The following is a 15,301-nucleotide window of genomic DNA, read 5'->3' as shown; positions in this document are numbered from 1 at the left end:
TCGCGTGATTTTGTGATCACATAAGCGCATGATGAACGCGCGCACCTCCGAGACCCAAACTGCCACGCATGACCGGGTGTATCGGGTCCTGCGATCTCGAATCATGCATGGAGAGATGGCGCCGGGTCAGGCACTGACCCTGCGCGGCATCGGCAAGGAATTCGGTGTTTCAATGACCCCTGCACGTGAGGCGGTGCGCCGTCTGGCTGCTGAAGGGGCGCTTTTCCTTTCTACATCGGGCCGTGTATCGACGCCGGAGCTGACAAATGACCGGATCGAGGAGTTGGCAGCGTTGCGGGCATTGTTAGAGGTCGAGCTGGCAAGCCGGGCTTTGCCGCGCGCGCATATCGCGCTGATCGATCGGTTGCAGAGCATCAACATGACCGTTGCCGAGATGGTGACAAAGCGAGACGCGGTTGGCTATATTCGGTCAAATCTGGAGTTTCACCGCACTTTGTATCTGCGCGCGCAAGCGCCTGCGATGCTTGCCATTGCCGAAACCGTCTGGCTGCAGTTGGGGCCAACAATGCGGGCGTTGTATGGGCGTCTGCGGCGCACCGAGCCCCCGCATTATCACAAGCTGATCATTGCTGCGCTAAAGGCCGGGGACGAGCCCGGTTTGCGGCTGGCGGTTCGCTCGGATGTGACGCAGGGGCTGCGTTTGCTGGTGAGCTGAGCGGCTTCCCGCCGACATTGCATTGATGCTCTTCCTTTGCGCCACTCTACTGGCCTGAGAGGTTCTGCTGGGGTACGCTTGAGTCAAATCACAAACAAGAGCAGACCCCATCATGATTTCGCGCCGCGCCTTTTCTATTTGTCTTGGATCAACATTATTGGCTGCCTGCACGGGCGGCAGTGCTCCGACTCGAGCCCCTGCATCCCGGATGCGGGCAGTTCCGAACGCGGGTTGGGATGCCTGGGTTGCCGGGTTTAAGACCCGCGCCACATCGCAGGGAATTTCCCAGACTACACTCGATCAAGCGTTTCGCGGGGCAGGGTATTTGCCCGACGTGATCGAACGCGACCGCAATCAGGTCGAGTTCAAGCGCTCGCTCGAGGATTATCTGGCCATCGCCGCCTCGGACGAGCGGATTGAAACCGGTCAAAAGATGCTTCGACAGTATAACGGCATCCTGTCGCAGATCGAAGCGCAGTATGGCGTGGACAAGGAAATCGTCGTGGCCATCTGGGGGCTGGAAAGCCGCTATGGCGCGCGCCGTGGTGATGTACCTGTCGTTTCGGCGACATCAACGCTGGCCTATGACGGACGGCGCGGCGCGTTTTTTGAAAAGCAATTGGTGGCCGCATTACGCATTCTGCAAGAGGGCGACACAACACCCGCCAACATGACCGGCAGCTGGGCTGGGGCGATGGGGCATACGCAGTTCATCCCGACCTCGTACCTTGCTTATGCGGTCGATTTCACAGGGGATGGACGGCGCGATATCTGGTCCGAGGATCCGACGGATTCGCTGGCCTCTACGGCGTCGTATCTCGCGCGCGCCGGTTGGGTTCGGGGCCAACCCTGGGGAGGAGAGGTCGGAACGGTTTCGGGTACACCCGTCGCCGTGTTGCAACCGCAGACACCGGGGCCGCGCATTGCCGTGTTCCGTAACTTTCAGGTCATCAAGCGATATAACAATTCAGATAGCTACGCGATTGGTGTGGGCCATCTGGCAGACAGGATCGCAGGTGGTGCGCCGTTTCAGGCCTCGTTCGGACCGGACGCAAATGGTCTGACGTTGGAGGACCGTAAAGAGTTGCAACGCCGTCTGACATCCGCCGGGTATGACACCAAAGGCGCAGATGGGGTGATCGGCAAGAACACCAGATCCGCCATCAGCGATTATCAAAGCGCAAATGGCTTGCCTGTCACGGGTGAACCTTCGATTGGTTTGCTGCGCCGCTTGGGCGGCTGACGGTTACGCCGCCAGCCCTTTTGAACCGATATCCAGGAATTTCTGACGGCGGCCCTGAATCAGGGCCGCTGCATCTTTGCCGTCCAGCTCTTGCAGCATGGCGGTGATGGCCGAGCGTACGGCTTCCACGGCTGCTGGGCGGTCGCGATGCGCGCCGCCTTTGGGCTCGGTGATAATACGGTCGCAGACGCCCAGCTTATAGAGGTCCTGGGCAGTCAAGCGCAGCGCTTCGGCGGCCTCACGCATCTTTTCTGCGTCTTTCCACAATATCGACGCGCAGCCTTCGGGCGAGATCACCGAATAGACCGAGTGTTCCAGCATTGCGACGCGGTTTGCCGTGGCAAACGCCACAGCGCCGCCGGACCCACCTTCACCTATAATAACCGAGACCAAAGGCACGCCGATTTTCAGGCACATCTCGGTTGAACGCGCGATGGCTTCTGATTGGCCGCGTTCTTCGGCTCCTTTGCCGGGATAGGCCCCGGCTGTATCGATCAGTGTAATAACCGGCAGGCCGAAACGCCCGGCCATCTCCATAAGGCGAACGGCCTTACGATAACCTTCGGGGCGGGCCATGCCGAAATTGCGCTCAATTCGCGATTTGGTGTCAGAACCTTTTTCGTGCCCAATCACCATAACCGGCTGATCGTTGAATCGCGCAAGGCCACCGATCACGGCCAGATCGTCAGCAAAGTTGCGATCACCTGCCAGCGGCGTAAACTCGGTGAACAGAGCGTCCACGTAATCATTGCAGTGCGGGCGTTCCGGGTGACGCGCCACCTGACATTTCCGCCAGGGGGTCAAATCGGCGTACAGCTCTTCCAGCAGCTTTGCGGCTTTTGCATCCAGCGCGGCGGCTTCTTCGGACACATCCATTTCTTCGTTGGTGCGGGCCAGCGCACGCAGCTCTTCAGCTTTGCCTTCAATCTCGGCCAGCGGTTTTTCGAAATCCAGATACTGGGTCATGACGCCTCTCAACGCGGAAGTTCCCTGCTATATGGCCTGACGTTGCTCGGGATGCAACTCAGCAAGATTTGTGGCTTCGCACTATGCGACCACGGTTAGGCAAGAAGAAGGAAGGATGACGATGGCCACTAGCTATGAAGATCGCGTGCTGCGCGTTTTGGCTTATATCCATGACAATCCTGCCGGGGACTTGTCGCTGGATGCGCTGGCCGACGTGGCAGCGATGTCCAGGTTTCACTGGCACCGGGTGTTTCGCGCTCTGACCGGTGAAACCTGTGCGCAGGCGGTGCGTCGCGTTCGTCTGCACCGAGCGGCCACTTGGCTTGTGTGCACGGATCGGCCGATCACGGATATTGCAGCGTCTGTGGGATATCCCAATCCAAGTTCTTTTGCGCGGGCATTTTCTGATGCCTATGGCGGCAGCCCTGCCGCCTTTCGTAAAGCGGGTCAATTTCACCCCGCGCAACCTGATTTTAAAACCGGAGGATATCCGATGCATCCTGTCACAACCCGAACAGAACCTGCCCGTCGTGTCGTCGCCTTGCCGCACAAAGGGGCTTATTCAGAGATCGGCAAAAGCTTTGAAGCTTTCGGAGCTTTGTGCGAGTCTCGCCAGCTTTGGCCGCAGGTTGGGCCAGTTCTGGCGTTATACTTCGATAGTCCCGATGATGTTCCCGAGGATCAATTGCGTAGTTACGCCGGGGCTGAATTCCGGGGTGCAACAACCCCTGAAGGGATGGAGGAGATGTCGATCGCCGGTGGCAAAACGGCTGTGTTGACTTACAAGGGGCCATACTCCGGAATTGCGGCTGCCTATCACAGCCTGTTTGGCAACTGGCTTCCAGACTCAGGTGAAGAACCTGCAGACGAGCCGTGTTACGAGATCTACCTCAATGACCCTCGCGAAACAGCGCCGGATGATTTGCTGACCGAGATCTGCCTGCCCTTGAAGTGATCCAAAGCGTATCAGGCGGGGTCCGCTTGGGCCCTGTCTTAGCTCTTTTTTGTGGATCAAAAGAACCGATTCACCAGGCGGTGTTCTGCTGGCGGTTCAGGGTAAACCCGTCTTTCAATGGTCTGCTGCTCGGAAAGGATTCCTAAGGCTTCGTTTAATGCCAGATTGCCATGCGGCAAGGCCTAGGGTTCGGACCCAGGGTTAATCGCAACCGGTCTTGCAGTTCACTTTGAACTTTGTCGCGACACTTACAGTGCACTGCGCTGAGTTCGCTGACGGTACAGTTGGTTTCAATATGATATTTACGGGGCGTTTTTCATAAAACACAGCACAAGGGTGCATCTTCATTGAACCTCTTGTTGGTGTTGCAAAACTTCGGGTTTGCTTCACTGAGTTGTGATTCACATCTGCAACAATCGCGTGAATGCTGCAATTCCGTCTCTTTTCCGCCGAAATCTGTGCTGATAAGCGTTTATCTAAATGTTGGGGCGGTAAAAAGTGCGAGTGGGCAGATGAGAGCCGGAGCAAACGGTCAAATAGCCATTTCTTGGAACCAGACAGAGCTTGATGAGCTTGAGGCACCGCCTTTGGCTTTTTTGGTCGTCGGGGCAGCATGGTCCTGGCGTGGTCAGGCCGTTTTTCTGAGCGAGAGTATCGAGCAGATTGTTGAACGATCTGGAAGTGTCGGAAGAACCGCTTCTTCGACGAAGGATCGCTTTGCAGTCATTCGGGATATCACTGGGGACATGTGTGGCACTGTCGTGTTGACCAATGGCGCGCAAAGGTTCAGTGCGGATCTGGTCGTTCAGGAGGGTGATATTGATCCGACATTTGTCTTCACGAATGGATGCCCCCCACGGGACCAGGCCTTTTGGGTGAGCGAAGTGAGCGAGTTCGTCGCCTCGGCCTTTGTGCAGCCCGAGCCTGACACTACGGTTGTAAGCTTTCCCCGTCAGGCCCTGTCGCGGCACAGCTGATCCCAAGCGCGAACCAACTTCCTGTCGTCTTTTCCTGACGGGTCCGCGTCGGCGTGTTTTAGTGCCGCTCCTTTTCGTGATTCAATTCGCTTATTGACTCTGCCAATCCTGCGGATATAAGCGCGGCTTCATTGGTGTTGGTGGCCCCCGCAAGGGGAAGCCTGTCATGGGGAAACCTCAAGAGGACAACGCCCTTCATAGTGGCCCTTTGGGCCTCGACCTGAACGAAGGAGATCAGCCGTGACCAAACGCACGTCTGCCAAGTACAAAATTGACCGCCGGATGGGCGAAAACATCTGGGGTCGTCCGAAATCCCCGGTCAACCGTCGCGAATACGGCCCCGGCCAGCACGGACAGCGCCGCAAGGGCAAACTGTCGGACTTCGGTCTGCAGCTGCGCGCCAAGCAAAAGCTCAAAGGCTACTATGGCGACCTGACCGAGAAGCAGTTCCGCCGCATCTATGCCGAAGCCGTACGTGTGAACGGCGACACCGGTGAAAACCTGATCGGTCTGCTGGAGCGCCGCCTGGACGCTGTCGTTTATCGTGCCAAGTTTGTTGCGACCGTCTTTGCTGCTCGTCAGTTCGTCAACCACGGTCACGTCAAAGTAAACGGCAAGCGGGTCAACATCCCGTCCTACCGTGTCAAAGAAGGTGACGTGATCGAAGTGCGTGACAAATCCAAGCAACTGGCCGTTGTTCTGGAAGCGGCCGCACTGGCAGAGCGTGATGTTCCGGATTACATCGACGCGGATCACTCGAAAATGACCGCCACTTTCGTGCGCGCGCCTGGTCTGGGCGATGTGCCTTACCCGGTTGTCATGGAGCCGAACCTGGTCGTCGAATTCTACGCGAAGAACTAATCTTCGCCGACATACAGATTTCCAAGGCCGCGCAATTTGCGCGGCCTTTTTTATGCTGCGTTTTGCGTTCCAATGTCTTGCCTTGGGGAAACACCAAACTTGCGGGAATACTCCCGGCTGAATTGAGTGGGGCTTTCATATCCCACGTCAAACGCCGCTTGCGATACGCTTACCGCGCCGTGTGATAAAATCCGCCGTGCTTCGAGCAACTTGAGGTCTTTTTGATATTGCAGCGGAGATTTGGCCGTCACCGATTTAAAATGCGCGTGAAAGGCTGAAACGCTCATCCCAGCGGTTTGCGCAAGGTCAGACACCGGTAGTGAGGTTCGAAAACCTGAGCGGATAACGTCAATCACCCGCGCGATTCGACTGGCGGGGCTGTCGCGCCATAGCATTTGCCGCAGCATTCCACCGTGATCCGCTTGTAGCAGTCTGTAATGAACTTCGCGGCTGATCAACGGGGCTAAAATCTGCGTGTCCATCGCGTTCTGACTGGCGCGAAACAGGCGGGTCATGGCATCGATTAGATCAGGTGTGGCTTTGGACGCAGCAAGGCTTTGTGCCATTTCGGGCGCTGCCGGTGCAGAGCCGACTTCATCATACAATCCACGAAGGATGGACAAGTTGAGTGAGAAGACAAGCCCGACATACGGTTTCTGCCGGCTCGCTTCGGTAACAGCGGCCAATACCGGGATGGAATGACTGACGATCAAAGAGTCGCCTGCTCCGAATTGGACAAGCCGATCTCCGATGTGTGTTTCCTTCTTACCTTGTAGAACTAGGCAGACGATGGGTTCATAAACCTGCGCCTCAATGGGTTTGGTTCTGATGTCATGTAACAGGCCGAACCCATCCAGTTTGGTCGTGTAGAACGGTTCACTTTCTGACTGTTCGTGTACGGCTTTGCAAATATCGGTGATCAGATCAAACGTCATGCTGTAGCGCCTTTTGGTTATGCCCAGCATAGTTTGTGGGGCGTGTTCGCACCATTGAAAATCCGAAGCTTTGGAGAATCAGGCAGAAGTTGAGGAGGATCCGGCAGGTATTTCGCGGTGCGCAAAGTTATTTGTCTCTCAGGCTTATCATTGCGGAGAAAGACCATGGCACAGACCATCCTCATCACCGGCGCGTCGTCTGGTATCGGCAAAGTCACGGCAGAACTGTTTCAGAAACAAGGTTGGAACGTCATCGCCACCATGCGCAGCCCGGAAAAGGAAACCGAGCTATCGCAGTTGGAAAACGTTCTGGTCACCCGTCTGGACGTAACCGACGAAGCCTCGATCACAACGGCCGTTGCAAACGGGATCGCGCGGTTCGGCCAGATCGATGTTCTGCTGAACAATGCAGGGTATGGGGCCTACGGGCCGTTGGAGGCGTTCCCGATGGACCGCATTCGTCGGCAATTTGACACCAACGTCATCGGTCTGCTGGCCGTAACCAAAGCGGTATTGCCGCATATGCGGGCGAACGGCTCTGGCTGCATCGTCAACATCTCATCCATCGGTGGACAGATCACCTTCCCGCTTGGGGCGCTGTATCACGGCACGAAGTTCGCAGTCGAAGGTCTGTCAGAGTCGCTGCATTACGAACTCGCTGCGGCTGGCATCAAGGTCAAGATTGTCGAGCCCGGGCTGATCGCCACAGATTTCGGCGGCCGCTCGTTCGACTTCGTCAATGATGAATCCATGACGGAATACCAGCCGGTGGTCCAGGCCTTGTTCGGCGCCTGGGGTTCAGAAGAGATGGCATCGCGCACCTCACCGCCCAGCGTTGTGGCCGACGTGATCTGGGATGCAGTGACCGAGGGGACTGACACATTGCGGTATCGCGCGGGCGAGGATGCGGTCGAATACCTCGACAACCGCAAGGCACTGGACGATGCCACCTTCATCGGTGGAATGAAAACGATGCTCGGGCTGGCCTGAGGTCTAAATCGGCAGCGGTCGCCCTTCGGCGATCGCTTCCATCGCGAAATACGAGGTCACACTGTCCAGTTCGACCTTTTCGATCAGGCGTTGGTAGACCTTGTCGTAAGACGCCATATCTTCGGTGACGACTTTCAGTTGGTAATCGTAATCGCCGCCGATGCGATGAAAATCCACGACTTCTGGGATGGTCAGAACATGGCTGCGAAACGCCTGAAGCCATTCGGCCGAATGATGCCGCGTGCGCAGCATGACAAAGACCACTAAGCTCAGCCCTAGTTTCTCGCGCGCGATACGAGCGGTGGATCCAATCAGGACGCCATCTTCGTTGAGGGCCTTCAATCGCCGCCAGCAGGCATTTTGAGAAAGACCAACGCGATCTGCCAATTCCCGTTGGGATAGGGTGGCGTCCTTTTGCAGTTCTTTCAGAATGCGCGTGTCAATTTGATCTAATTTTGAAGTCATACTTGATCATATGACACAAAATATTCGAAATCTACGCAAAGATAGGTGAAGTTTCCCCGGTGCGAATAAATCACATTGGTTGGGCAGTTAGGAGCCCATGCCATGACCCTGTCCAAATTTCGTGCGGATCTTTGTTCGACCACTCACAATTCCAACCTGCGCGACGGACTTATCGGAGAAAATGTTCTGATCCCGGGACTGCTTGGGGACGTACCGCTTGTCTATGCGGATTACGTCGCTTCGGGCCGTGCATTGCGGCAGGTCGAAGACTATGTCGCGCAGCATGTGTTGCCGTTCTACGCGAACAGCCATACCGAGGCCTCCTACTGCGGTTCCTACATGACACGTCTGCGTCGCGAAGCACGCGATGAGATAGCCCGCCTTGTTGGCGCGAGGGGAGAAGACACGGTGATCTTTACCGGGTCCGGTGCCACGGCGGGGCTCAACCGGTTGGTCAGTTTGATGGGAGTGGAAGAGGCTGACCAGCCGGTTGTTTTGATCGGGCCATACGAGCATCATTCAAACATCTTGCCCTGGCGCGAGAGCAAGGCGCAGGTGATCGAAATCCCCGAGGCACGGGGTGGGGGTGTTGATCTGAACGCATTGCAAAATGCGTTGCAATCACATGCGGACGCTGACCTGTTGATCGGGTCGTTTTCTGCCGCATCTAATGTGACGGGCATTATTACTGACCCAGATCCGGTGACGCGATTGCTCAAGGCGCATGGGGCTTTGGCCGTGTGGGACTATGCCGGCGGCGGGCCGTATCTGCCGATGGATATGGGTCCGGCGGATGCGCGCAAAGACGCCATCGTGGTTTCTCCGCATAAGTTCCCCGGTGGTCCGGGCGCGTCAGGCATTTTGATCGTGAATCAATCGGCCGTTCAAAGAAATTGCCCCAGCTGGCCCGGCGGTGGCACGGTCAGTTTTGTATCGCCATGGCGCCACGATTACAGCGCCGATCTGTCAACTCGCGAAGAGGCCGGAACGCCCAACGTGATCGGAGACATACGCGCGGCACTGGCGTTCATCGTGAAGGATGTCGTCGGAACAGAGGAAATTGCCGGGCGCGAAGCGCAATTCAACCAGATGGCTCTGGAAGGTTGGCAGGACAACCCGCACCTGACTTTGCTTGGGGTCGATAACCCGCATCGCTTGCCAATCTTCTCGTTTCTTGTTCGCGACAATGCTGGACAACCGGTGCATCAGCAGCTGTTCACCCGGATGCTCAGCGACATCTATGGTATTCAGGCGCGCGGTGGCTGTGCCTGCGCGGGACCATATGCGCATCGTTTGTTGGGGATAGATCGCGCCATGTCCGAGGAGTTGCATGCGGATTTGTCGGCCGGAGAAGAGATGAAGAAGCCCGGTTGGGTGCGCTTGAATTTCTCGTATCTGATGGACGAGGAAACGGTTCAGTTCATTATCGACAGCGTCAATGACTTGTCCCGCCGAACCGAAGAGTTCGCGCCCTTTTACAACGCCGACCCGGCAACCGCGCGCTTCAAAGCCGCATGATGGATTTGCCGCTTTTCTCAACCCGTTGAGACAGGTATGAGAGGCCCATTCAACGGAGCCTCTCAATGACCAAGATCACCCCTCAACCCGGCATTATGGACATCGCGCTCTATCAGGGCGGCCAGTCGCATGTGGCCGGGGTGGAACACGTGATCAAGCTGAGCTCGAACGAAAACCCGTTTGGGCCAAGCCCCAAGGCGATTGAGGCGGTACGCGACAGCGCGGCAACTTTGCATCGTTATCCCAGCACTGACCACGCAAGCCTGCGCGCAGCAATCGGCGCGCGCCACGGGCTGGACCCGGCGCGGATCATCTGCGGTGTCGGCAGTGACGAGGTGCTGCAATTCATCGCTCAGGCTTATGCGGGCCCGGGGGATGAGGTGATTTACACCGAGCACGGGTTCTCGATGTACCCAATCATCGCCCGCATGGCGGGTGCGACGCCGGTCATGGTAGCCGAGCGTGACCGCAAGGTGGATGTGGATGCCATTCTGTCTGCAGTGACGGGGCAAACGCGGATCGTGTTTGTCACCAACCCGGGCAACCCGACCTCAACCATGATCTCGAATGACGAACTGGAACGGCTTGCACAGGGTCTGCCTGACACCTGCTTGATAGTTCTGGACGGGGCCTATGCCGAGTTTGTGGACGGGTTCGACGGCGGTGCGTCGCTGGTCGATGCCCATGAGAATGTCATCATGACCCGTACCTTTTCAAAAGTGTACGGGCTGGGTGGAATGCGGGTTGGCTGGGGCTATGCGCATCAATCGATCATCGACGTGCTGAACCGGGTACGCCAACCGTTCAACCTTTCACTGACTGCCTTGGCTGCGGCTGAGGCTGCGGTGAACGATGTCGAGTTTCTGTCCTTTTGCCAATCTGAAAACGCGCGTCTGCGTGTGTTTCTGGCGGATGAGCTGGACAAGGTCGATGTGCCCTCGGACCCGTCCTGTACCAACTTCATCCTCGCACGTTTCGCAGACAGGGCCGAGGCCGAAGCCTGCGACGACTACCTCAAATCGCAGGGTTTGATTGTCCGTCGTGTTGCAGGCTACAACCTGCCAAACGCCCTGCGGATTACCGTGGGCGACGAAGAAGCCTGCCGCCGTGTCGTTGCGGCGATTACTGCATTTAAGAAGGGCGCAGCATGAGCCAGATATACGACCGTGTTGCGCTTATCGGGCTGGGCCTGATTGCTTCGTCCATGTTCTGGGCGATCAAACGGGCAGGGCTGGCCGGGGAAGTCACGGGTTATGCCCGGTCCGAGGCCACTCGGGACACCGCGCGCAGAATAGGGCTGTGCGACCGCGTTTGCGATACCGCGCAAGAAGCCGTTGAGGGCGCCGATCTGGTTGTCCTCTGTGTCCCGGTCGGGGCGATGGGGGCTGTCGCAGAAGAGATTGCACCCGTTTTGAAATCCGGCGCGACGGTGTCGGATGTCGGTTCGGTCAAGCGCAACGTGATCGACGCTGTGCAGCCGCACATCCCCGAAACCGTGCATTTTATCCCGGCACACCCGTTGGCAGGTACCGAACATTCCGGCCCGGAATCTGGTTTTGCAGAACTGTTTGACAACCGCTGGTGCCTGTTGGTCCCGGTCGAGAACTCGGACCCCGAGGCGATTGCCCGCCTACGTGCGTTGTGGGAAGGCATGGGGTCAAACGTCGATGAGATGGATGCAGATCACCATGATCTGGTGTTGGCCGTGACCTCTCATGCGCCGCACCTGATTGCCTATACAATGGTTGGCGTGGCAGACGATCTGCGACGCGTAACCGACAGTGAGGTCATAAAATATTCGGCCGCCGGTTTCCGGGACTTCACCCGCATCGCAGCATCCGACCCGACCATGTGGCGGGATGTTTTCCTGTCCAACAAGGATGCCACGCTGGAAATTCTGGGCCGCTTCACCGAAGAGCTGTTTGCCCTGCAACGCGCCATCCGAACCGGTGACGGAGAACATTTGTTTGACTACTTTACCCGGACGCGTGCTATTCGTCGCGGCATTATCGATGCGGGGCAGGATACGGATGCTCCGGATTTTGGGCGCGGGAAGTCAAGTACATGAAGCTAAGCTGGGGGCACGTTCTGATCGGAGTCCTGGCCTTAACGGCCATGACATCGCAGGCTGCGCCTCTGGATCGGTCCTTGGTGCCTTTGACGCGTCCGGCGTTGGGGCAGGTCGCGAAAACCGACGGTACTCAACCAACATTGCGACCTGTATCACGCCCGGTTTCGCCACAGGTTACAGCTGCGGTGGTGCGTCCGTCGGAGGTGCCGCTTAGACCCTTGATGCGCCCCGAATGGCTGGAACAAGAGGTGCTGTTCAAGAAGCGCAAGCTGCGCAAAAGCTCGGTCTGCGGTGATATTGCCATTCAGGGCAAGCCAGTGGGTCGGGTCGGAAGCAAGAATTCAGCTTGTGGCGTCAAAGACGCAGTGCAGATCACTTCTGTCTCGGGTGTGGCGCTCAGCCGTCCTTCGACCATGGACTGTGGCACCGCGATCGCACTGAACAAATGGGTTGATAAAACAGTCAAACCCACTTTTAAGCGCCGTGGCCCTGTGGTTGAGCTACAAGTGGCTGCCCATTACGCGTGCCGAACCCGCAACAACCGCAAGGGTGCTCGGATTTCCGAGCATGGCAAGGGTCGGGCAATTGACATCTCGGGGTTCACGATGGCCGATGGCGAGGTGGTGACAGTACTGAAAGGCTGGCGCAAGAACCCCTCGCAAAAGCAACTCAAGAAGATCTGGCGCGGCGCGTGCGGCCCGTTTGGCACCGTTCTGGGGCCGAATTCAGACCGCTATCACAAGGATCATTTCCATCTGGACACAGCCCGCTATCGCAGTGGCACTTACTGCCGCTAGCGCAAGATCAGGCGAGGGGTAGGCCCCAAGGGCAATGGTCCAAGTGCTACAAATCCGTCGCGGAAATTCAGCTGCAAGTCCAGTGCTTTAGGGTTCCCCCCCAACCCAGCCATAAAGTTGAGCGCGCGCGTAACCGGATCTACGGCCTGATCGGGTAGGGCACCCGCCGCATTTGCCATGGCGATCATGTCCCGCCAGTTTTCTGCCTTGACCGCTATCTCTCCTGTTGGAATTCCTTGCTCATCCACATCCAATGCGCCGGTGGCGAATAACCTGAGCCCACCCCACTTGGCCTCGGCGAGCTTAAGGTCGATCCTGACCGGCTGAGGTCGACCCTGTTCCAGCGCGGACCGGTCCCAGGGTTTGCTGAAGGTCGCGACCATGTCCAGTTCAAGTGTGTCAAAAGCTTGCGGCAGCGAGGCGGCGGACTTCATCAGATCACGCAGCTCATCGCCAGGGGCAAATCCATCCACGCGCACAGCCATGTTATAGGCTTCGGGTGTGGCGGTTTGCTCCATCAGCAGTTCCAGGGTTCCACCCGCGGCCAAAGCCTGCGCGTTCTCGGTAATGGACCATGGGCCTGCGGTCAGTGCCATTTTTTCCAGAACCAACGCTACGCCCGGCCGCAACTGCAATTGCGCTTGCAACGCATCTGCTTCGATCGTTGCGGTCTGATCGAAATATGACAGGCGCTGCGGTGTATCGGCAAAGCGCAGGATCTGACGTCCGGGCCAGATCGCAGGGCTTTCGAACTCAATCCAGTCCGCGCTCCATGCGGTACCCGTTACCGGATCCGCTAGGGCGGGATTGTTCAGCCGTGTCATGTGATGGGTCGGGTAGCCCGCTGTCTCAACCTCCGAGAACTCCGCTTGCCAGCCCAGCTCCTGCTGTTGGTCGAACCAGCCGGTGATGGCATTGCGCAGCCCAAATCCGGCGATGAACCAATAGATGCTCCACAGAGCGGCTATAAAGATGAACACTCGTAATAGACGGCGCATGAGCTTTGGCCCTTTTTCCTGCCTCGGATTTGATGTTTATAGGCCGAAACAGGCAAGGACCAGTGCAATGACGATGTGGGTATTCGGATATGGATCGCTGCTGTGGAATCCGGGCTTTCCGGTGGCGCGCAGCGAACGCGCAACGTTGCACGGGTTTGCCCGATCCTTCTGCATGAGCTCGATCCACCACCGCGGGACCGAGGAAAAACCGGGTCTGGTGCTGGCGCTGGACGAGCAGGCAAACGCAAATTGCACGGGTTTGGCCCTGGCGGTTGAGGCTGGCCACGAAGAGCGTACCCTGCACGAATTGCGCGAACGCGAACTGATTTCGTCGGCCTATGTCGAGCGGATGCTGGATGTGCATCTGGAAACCGGAGACATCGTCAATGCCGTCACCTATGTGATCGATGCAGACCACGTCCAGTATTGCGGTGGGATGCCATTAGAGGATCAGGCCCAGATCATCGCCAACGCGATTGGTGGGCGCGGTCCCAACGACGAATACCTGTACAATACCGCCGAACATTTGGCCGAGATCGGTCTGCGCGACTCCGATCTTGAGTGGTTGGCGCAACGGGTGCGCAGCATCACCGCATAAACTCTTGGCGTAACCCGCGGAATTTCGCTAGATTCATCGCAGAGCAGGCAAAGACCGGGAACCACGCGCATGGCGCAGGCACATCAGGGCGCGAGACCCCATTTCTCGCATCCAACACGACAAATCCTGTTGATGTTGATGGCAATCGGCCTGTCCGGGCTGGGTGTGTTTCTTGCGCTGCCCTACGTGCTGCCGGTATTCTTCGCCAATCCGTATCTGAATGGCTTTATCCTGCTGGTATTCCTGATCGGCGTTTTTGCGTGTTTCTATCAGGTGACACAGCTGATTGGGTCTGTGCGCTGGATCGAAGCCTTTGTGGGGGGTGTTGTTCGAGAAGACGCCCGTACACCGCAGCTGTTGGCCCCTTTGGCATCACTATTGCGCGAGCGCGGTGCCCGGTCTCAGATCAGTTCTACCTCGACCAGATCCATTCTGGATTCCGTGGCGGAGCGGGTCGAGGAAGAGCGAGAAATTACCCGCTATATCACCAACGTCCTGATCTATTTGGGTCTTTTGGGCACATTCTTTGGTTTGGCGACAACCGTTCCGGCCATCGTTGACACCATCCGAAGCCTGAACCCGCAGGAGGGCGAAGAAGGTCTGGCCGTCTTCAACCGGCTGATGACCGGGCTTGAGGCACAGTTGCAGGGTATGGGTGTTGCGTTTGGTTCGTCCTTGCTGGGCTTGGCCGGGTCTCTGATCGTCGGTCTGCTCGAAGTGTTTGCCGGACACGGGCAGAACAGGTTTTATCGTGAACTCGAAGAATGGCTGTCTTCGATTACGCGCGTTGGCTTTGCAGGCGGTGAGGAAGGCGGAGCCGAGATCGCTGTGCTCGCGCCGGTCTTAGATGCCATGTCCGAACAGATGGACGCCCTGCAGGATTTGTTCTCAGCCCAGGAAAGTGATCGGGCAGAGGTTTCGGCTAAGCTAGGTCAACTGGTCGATGTGATCGGTGAGATGAACAATCGTCAGGCCAATAGCGAAAGTGTCACCTCGGCTTTGGAGCGTGTTGCGCTTGGGCAGGATGCGCTGCTGGATCACATGCGTGAACACGGCGCAGGTGAGGGTATCGACGCGGAAAGCCGAATGCGGCTTCGTTCAATGGACGTTCAGTTGCTGCGTATTCTCGAAGAGATTTCGGCGGGTCGACAGGAAAGCATGAACGAATTCCGTAAGGATATCGAACTTCTGGTCAAGGCACTGACTCTGCCGCGCGGCGCAGTACGCACCACGCCGGAAGGAGAGTAACCC

The 15,301-nt window shown here is 57.4% G+C and carries 16 protein-coding genes; 12 read left to right on the top strand and 4 right to left on the bottom strand.

Annotated elements, in window-relative coordinates; genetic code table 11:
* Positions 1 to 28 precede the first annotated feature (28 nt).
* Together GOV89_RS13050 and GOV89_RS13045 are read left to right on the top strand one after the other, a co-directional pair.
* Positions 29 to 676, top strand: coding sequence for a GntR family transcriptional regulator (locus tag GOV89_RS13050; protein WP_171181294.1), 648 nt, complete (start codon positions 29 to 31; stop codon positions 674 to 676).
* A 112-nt stretch (positions 677 to 788) separates the two neighbouring features.
* Entirely contained in the window at positions 789 to 1,919 is a 1,131-nt protein-coding gene (locus GOV89_RS13045) for a lytic murein transglycosylase (protein ID WP_171238364.1), read from the top strand.
* 3 nt (positions 1,920 to 1,922) lie between these two features.
* On the opposite strand, the gene GOV89_RS13040 is transcribed toward GOV89_RS13045, so the two are convergent.
* Positions 1,923 to 2,885 (bottom strand): acetyl-CoA carboxylase carboxyltransferase subunit alpha, encoded by a 963-nt coding sequence (locus tag GOV89_RS13040; RefSeq protein ID WP_171238363.1) that lies wholly within the window; start codon positions 2,883 to 2,885, stop codon positions 1,923 to 1,925.
* A 121-nt stretch (positions 2,886 to 3,006) separates the two neighbouring features.
* Here GOV89_RS13040 and GOV89_RS13035 point away from each other — a divergent pair, with 121 nt between their 5' ends.
* The 3 genes from GOV89_RS13035 to rpsD all read left to right on the top strand — a co-directional run bounded on the left by GOV89_RS13035 (position 3,007) and on the right by rpsD (position 5,678).
* The gene (locus tag GOV89_RS13035; RefSeq protein WP_171181301.1) at positions 3,007 to 3,840 is read left to right on the top strand and encodes a GyrI-like domain-containing protein; all 834 of its coding nucleotides are present in this window, start codon (positions 3,007 to 3,009) and stop codon (positions 3,838 to 3,840) included.
* 512 nt (positions 3,841 to 4,352) lie between these two features.
* A complete protein-coding gene (locus GOV89_RS13030; RefSeq protein WP_171238362.1) occupies positions 4,353 to 4,817 on the top strand; it encodes a hypothetical protein in 465 nt (154 codons plus the stop codon).
* Positions 4,818 to 5,057: 240 nt separating this feature from the next.
* Positions 5,058 to 5,678, top strand: coding sequence for a 30S ribosomal protein S4 (gene rpsD / locus GOV89_RS13025; protein ID WP_058275494.1), 621 nt, complete (start codon positions 5,058 to 5,060; stop codon positions 5,676 to 5,678).
* 50 nt (positions 5,679 to 5,728) lie between these two features.
* Here the strand turns inward: rpsD and GOV89_RS13020 are convergent, their stop codons facing one another.
* On the bottom strand, positions 5,729 to 6,613 hold the full coding sequence (locus tag GOV89_RS13020; RefSeq protein ID WP_171238361.1) for an AraC family transcriptional regulator: 885 nt from the start codon (positions 6,611 to 6,613) through the stop codon (positions 5,729 to 5,731).
* A 165-nt stretch (positions 6,614 to 6,778) separates the two neighbouring features.
* On the opposite strand from GOV89_RS13020, the gene GOV89_RS13015 reads away from it, so the two are divergent.
* Complete coding sequence (locus GOV89_RS13015) at positions 6,779 to 7,603, top strand: SDR family oxidoreductase (protein ID WP_171238360.1); 825 nt, start codon at positions 6,779 to 6,781, stop codon at positions 7,601 to 7,603.
* A gap of 3 nt (positions 7,604 to 7,606) precedes the next feature.
* Here the strand turns inward: GOV89_RS13015 and GOV89_RS13010 are convergent, their stop codons facing one another.
* Positions 7,607 to 8,068: an Lrp/AsnC family transcriptional regulator gene (locus tag GOV89_RS13010; RefSeq protein ID WP_171091768.1), complete on the bottom strand. Its 462-nt coding sequence runs from the start codon at positions 8,066 to 8,068 to the stop codon at positions 7,607 to 7,609.
* A gap of 102 nt (positions 8,069 to 8,170) precedes the next feature.
* Between GOV89_RS13010 and GOV89_RS13005 the strand changes: the two genes are divergently transcribed.
* The 4 genes from GOV89_RS13005 to GOV89_RS12990 all read left to right on the top strand — a co-directional run bounded on the left by GOV89_RS13005 (position 8,171) and on the right by GOV89_RS12990 (position 12,454).
* Positions 8,171 to 9,586, top strand: coding sequence for an aminotransferase class V-fold PLP-dependent enzyme (locus tag GOV89_RS13005; RefSeq protein WP_171238359.1), 1,416 nt, complete (start codon positions 8,171 to 8,173; stop codon positions 9,584 to 9,586).
* A gap of 65 nt (positions 9,587 to 9,651) precedes the next feature.
* The gene (gene hisC / locus GOV89_RS13000) at positions 9,652 to 10,737 is read left to right on the top strand and encodes a histidinol-phosphate transaminase (RefSeq protein WP_171181315.1); all 1,086 of its coding nucleotides are present in this window, start codon (positions 9,652 to 9,654) and stop codon (positions 10,735 to 10,737) included.
* A complete protein-coding gene (locus tag GOV89_RS12995) occupies positions 10,734 to 11,654 on the top strand; it encodes a prephenate/arogenate dehydrogenase family protein (RefSeq protein WP_171181317.1) in 921 nt (306 codons plus the stop codon). Before hisC ends, GOV89_RS12995 begins: the two co-directional genes overlap by 4 nt.
* On the top strand, positions 11,651 to 12,454 hold the full coding sequence (locus tag GOV89_RS12990) for an extensin family protein (RefSeq protein ID WP_171238358.1): 804 nt from the start codon (positions 11,651 to 11,653) through the stop codon (positions 12,452 to 12,454). Before GOV89_RS12995 ends, GOV89_RS12990 begins: the two co-directional genes overlap by 4 nt.
* On the opposite strand, the gene GOV89_RS12985 is transcribed toward GOV89_RS12990, so the two are convergent.
* Entirely contained in the window at positions 12,451 to 13,452 is a 1,002-nt protein-coding gene (locus tag GOV89_RS12985) for a DUF2125 domain-containing protein (protein ID WP_171238357.1), read from the bottom strand. The two genes, GOV89_RS12990 and GOV89_RS12985, sit on opposite strands and share 4 nt — an antisense overlap.
* Positions 13,453 to 13,519: 67 nt before the next feature.
* Here GOV89_RS12985 and GOV89_RS12980 point away from each other — a divergent pair, with 67 nt between their 5' ends.
* Both GOV89_RS12980 and GOV89_RS12975 read left to right on the top strand, forming a co-directional pair.
* Complete coding sequence (locus tag GOV89_RS12980; RefSeq protein WP_171235976.1) at positions 13,520 to 14,050, top strand: gamma-glutamylcyclotransferase; 531 nt, start codon at positions 13,520 to 13,522, stop codon at positions 14,048 to 14,050.
* 69 nt (positions 14,051 to 14,119) lie between these two features.
* Positions 14,120 to 15,298: a biopolymer transporter ExbB gene (locus GOV89_RS12975; protein ID WP_171181335.1), complete on the top strand. Its 1,179-nt coding sequence runs from the start codon at positions 14,120 to 14,122 to the stop codon at positions 15,296 to 15,298.
* Positions 15,299 to 15,301: the final 3 nt, after the last annotated feature.

The organism is Ruegeria sp. HKCCA5763 (assembly GCF_013034545.1).
Classification (GTDB): domain Bacteria; phylum Pseudomonadota; class Alphaproteobacteria; order Rhodobacterales; family Rhodobacteraceae; genus Ruegeria.
Note: the sequence above shows the minus strand (reverse complement) of the source record. Positions and strands in the feature narration are given on the sequence as shown.